At 60.0% G+C, this 3,929-nt stretch carries 4 protein-coding genes and 1 pseudogene; 3 read left to right on the top strand and 2 right to left on the bottom strand.

The genetic code is table 11. The features are described 5' to 3' along the window. Positions 1-222 precede the first annotated feature (222 nt). Positions 223-1,041, bottom strand: a pseudogene (gene istB, locus BJG92_RS18015) (IS21-like element helper ATPase IstB). Positions 1,042-1,186: 145 nt separating this feature from the next. Between istB and BJG92_RS18010 the strand changes: the two are divergent. Both BJG92_RS18010 and BJG92_RS18005 read left to right on the top strand, forming a co-directional pair. Next, positions 1,187-1,375 carry a hypothetical protein gene (locus BJG92_RS18010; RefSeq protein WP_232085344.1) on the top strand — a complete coding sequence of 63 codons (189 nt, stop codon included), beginning with the start codon at positions 1,187-1,189 and terminating at the stop codon, positions 1,373-1,375. Between the two features lie 314 nt (positions 1,376-1,689). Beyond that, positions 1,690-1,872, top strand: a complete 183-nt coding sequence (locus tag BJG92_RS18005) for a hypothetical protein (protein ID WP_232085343.1) — start codon at positions 1,690-1,692, stop codon at positions 1,870-1,872. 755 nt (positions 1,873-2,627) lie between these two features. Here the strand turns inward: BJG92_RS18005 and BJG92_RS18000 are convergent. Continuing rightward, entirely contained in the window at positions 2,628-2,873 is a 246-nt protein-coding gene (locus BJG92_RS18000; protein ID WP_232085342.1) for a hypothetical protein, read from the bottom strand. Between the two features lie 550 nt (positions 2,874-3,423). On the opposite strand from BJG92_RS18000, the gene BJG92_RS17995 reads away from it, so the two are divergent. Further along, entirely contained in the window at positions 3,424-3,750 is a 327-nt protein-coding gene (locus tag BJG92_RS17995; RefSeq protein ID WP_232085341.1) for a hypothetical protein, read from the top strand. Positions 3,751-3,929: the final 179 nt, after the last annotated feature.

The raw sequence follows: 3,929 nt of genomic DNA, 5'->3' as shown, positions 1-3,929 counted from the left end.
CCCCCCCCCCGTAGAATGATCAGCAGGGGAAGGGAGCAACGATGACCAAGCGCCAGATGCCCGGTATCTGGGTGTTGTACTTAATTCCACCCGCCCTCTTCGCCATGTTCCTCGTTTGGCTCATGAGGGATGTCTGGCATTGGTTCTGACGGTCCCTGTCGTCCCTTTTAGGTCCTGATAGCCCCTGCACGCTCAGGGACAGGTAATTTACACAGGGTCGGGTTAGCCTGCTGCCTGTTGGGCGATGGTGTGGGCGAGCCGGTAGGAGTCCGTGCCGGTTTCGATGATGGCGCCGTTGAAGGTCAGCCGGTCCACGATAGCGGCGCACAACCTGGGGTCAGTGAAGGTCTTCGTCCAGCCCGAAAATGACTCATTGGAAGCGATCGCGATGGAATTTTTCTCTTCCCGTTCGGTGAGGACCTGGAAGAGGAGCTCGGCGCCGCGGCGGTCCAGTTCCATGTAGCCAAGCTCATCGATACAAAGCAGATCGACCCGGCCGTAGCGGGCGATGGTTTTGGCCAGGACCTTCTCGTCGGCGGCTTCGACGAGTTCGTTCACGAGCCGGGTGGCGAGGGTGTATTTGACCCGGTAGCCTTTCTCGGCCGCGGCGGTTCCGAGCCCGATGAGCAGGTGGGATTTGCCAGTGCCGGAGTCTCCGATCAGACAGAGGGGTGCACATTTGCGGATCCAGTCCCCGGTGGCGAGGGTGTGGATGGTGGCGGGGTTGATGTTCGGGTTCGCATCGAAGTCGAAGTCCCCAAGCCATTTGTCCCGGGGAAAATTCGCGGCTTTGACGCGGCGGATCGAGGAGCGCCGGTCCCTGTCATCACACTCGGCCAGAAGCAGCTAGGCCAGGAAGCCCTGATAGCTCAGCTGTTCCTTCCCGGCGACCGTCAGGGCTTCGTCTAGGACCGCGCGGACCGTGGGCAAGCGCAGCCGGCGGCATGCCTGGTCCACGGCCGCGACCGCCGCCAGCTCGGTCAGTCCACGCCGCCGGCGCAAGGTGGGAGTGATGGTGGTGGCCGGTGTGGTGGGACTCATGAGATGTTCTCCTTCGACGTGTTGTCCTGGGTGGGATTTTCGGCGCGTTTGGCCAGCAGCTCTGGTCGTTCTCGTAAACGATCGCCAAACATGATTGGCGCAAGACAGCGCGACAGCCCATTGACCGCGACGTTAGGCTCGGGGCATGGCCACTAGGGATAAAAATCGGCGCATACTTTTGCGGGTCGTGGTCGTGTTCGTCGCCGGGCTCGTCTGCAGCGTCCTGGTCTCCAGGCTGATACCGCAGATTGAATGGGTGATGTTTGTTCCCATGGGGCTGGCTGCAGGGATGATCATCCCGGAAATAGTGACTTTGATGCGAGGGGATGAGTAGGTACGGTCCAGCTGCCCAAGGCCGTCTGGTCGCTCTCATAAACGATGCTCTCTTGAGTACCTGGCTAAGGTTTCTGGAATACACCCCGGGTGCGGGCTTCCTATCCCGTCGCTCCAGGGAGGCGCTGTCACCGCCGGGGACAGCGGCGGGGCGATCAGGGGTCCCTCCCCACCCCATTGTGGGGGGGCGGTAGAAGGCCGATGTGGTTCCCCTGGTTATGCTCGTTTGCCGCCTCGGGGCAGGCTGGAGACTTTGCCCGGCTAAGGCAGGAGCAGAACCGGGCGGCCTGTTGACGGCGCCGTTAGGCTCAGCGCATGACAAAAAAGAAGCTCAGCGTTCTACTGTTTGGTTTGGTCCTGATTGCTGGACTAGCGGTTGGAGGATACTTTCAGCCAAGCTTCATCCCCGTCATGGTGTGGTTGATGCTTGGCGTGGCTGCAGTGGTCCTTGTTCTTTTCACGAGAATAGATCGTCGTCGAAAAATGCCTGGCGAGTGACAACACGGTTCCGGTTGTCGCTAGGGGATTCCTTACGTCGTTCTCAATAATGATGGAAAGACGAGGGGAGAGAGCCCGGCTAGGTTTCCGGTTCAGCGCCTTTGCTCTTCCGCTTGTTAAGCCACTCCTCGCGGTACGCGTCGAGTTCCTACTTCTTGCTTGTGGCCCCGCTCTGCTGCCCAACCGACAACGAAGTAGATGAAGACGATCCCCGTCGCGAGCTGCCAGGCCGAGAATAGGCCGGTCATGACAAACACCATGACCGCCCCGGTTAACGTCAGTAGCCATATGACCGCTCTTCGGGGTCGTTCGCTGCTGGGCATGGCTCGATCTACGAGTGACTGCCCTTACCCCTCATCTTGGGGTTTGAATTTGTACGCCAGGCGCAGCATGGCCGTGTATGCAGCCAGCATCGACAGAACCGAGATGCCGATGACGACATACATTGGGACACCTTGGACTTCTCCTAGCGGATGGCCGAAAAGCCAGGAGCTTAGGGTTGCCAATATTACGCCCACCGGGAGCATGATCACTATGCCCGCGACGAGCAGCATATGCTTCGACGGTCCGGGGAGCGCGTCACAGTTCGGTGAGTCTGGTCGTGGGCTTCATTGGCCGAGCGTAATTGATTCGAAGATCGATGTGAATGGCACAGGCTGTCGTCGATCGCCATTGGTTTCCCCTTTTGGCGGGCGTAGTCGCCCATACCCTAAAGCCCGATTCCTAAAAACGATGGGAAGACGAGGGAGAGCTAGTTAGACCTCCGGATGTTTAGGGTCTTTGCCTCGTTCGCGCCAGTAGTCGTCTCGCTGCTTCCGCACGAACCTGACGAGATAGATCCCCATGGCCACCGTGAGGATGACCTGAGTGGCCGCCACGATCCACTCCCATGGCGCGGTGTGCAGTGCCGGTATCCAGGCGGGTATCAGGAACAAAGCAATGGCCGCCGCCAGGGCGGCCAGGGCGGGGAACGCGGTCTGCTGTCGTTGCGGAGCGGTCATGGCTCACCCTATCGATTCCGATTCTTACAAACGAAGGTTGCTGAGTGCGAGCGTGATGGCCAGCTGGGGCGCCTACCGCGTTCTAATCCAGCCACGCGTACATGAATAACGAGGCAATGCCCGCCAGACATAGTGCGATGAAGAGTGAGTACTGCCCGCGAGAGAGGGACTTATTCTCCCGACTGAGTTGCCGGAGGCCAAGCCCGAGGACAGCCATGGCACAGATAGCCAACAGGATTCCCGAGTACAGAAACAAAGTGGCCATCGGTCTCCTCTTTGGCGGACGTAGTCGCCCATACCCTACATCCGAATTCTTGAAAACGATGGCTTGCTGAGGGCAAGCCTGACGGCCACCCGTGGGCGGCCGCCCCTCGATGTCCAGTACAGAGGCCGCGGTGCGGTGGCCGGACGGCCAGCGGTGGTGCGGCCGACCCTGGAGAATCAAGGAACTTCCAGTCCCTCAGGGACTGATCGTTAGCCTGCGGTTCAAGGAACCCCCAAGGGGGACAACGGAGACTATGGATCAAAACCCTGAGAGTGTGGAGGAAAAATGAGGAAGGTAACGCAAGTGGTCGGGGCGACAGCAGGAGCACTGCTCTTCCTGGGCCTGGGGGCAGGAATCGGTGGGGCGGGGCAAAGGACGGTCACGGTCGAGAAGACGCCGGCCTCCTGCATAGAGGTGCTGGGGATGTTCGAGCAGACAGCAGGCATCGGGTCCAAGCAGATGACGCTGGCTGCGGAGGCCATTCAGGCGGTGCGTTACAGGAACACCGCCACAATCGACACGATCACCGTCAAGGTGAACGCTTTGACGAAGGAGCTGGAGGACATGTCCTCTCGGCTGGAAACGCCTGTACGCGAATGCCGGTCCAAGTAACAACGAAGGACCGCACCGCCGCCGGAGCGGATCACGTCGGTCAAGACGCCAGCCTCCTGGCAAGGTAGCAAGGGTGCGACTGAGCTTCACCGCCTAAGCGGGAAGAAGCCAGCCGCACCCTTCATGTGGGGCTGAGAAAGCCCCTGCTCATCTTTATCGGAAACGATCGCCTAACAAGA

This window comes from Arthrobacter sp. SO5 (assembly GCF_020532805.1).
Classification (GTDB): Bacteria; Actinomycetota; Actinomycetes; order Actinomycetales; family Micrococcaceae; genus Arthrobacter.
Note: the sequence above shows the minus strand (reverse complement) of the source record. Positions and strands in the feature narration are given on the sequence as shown.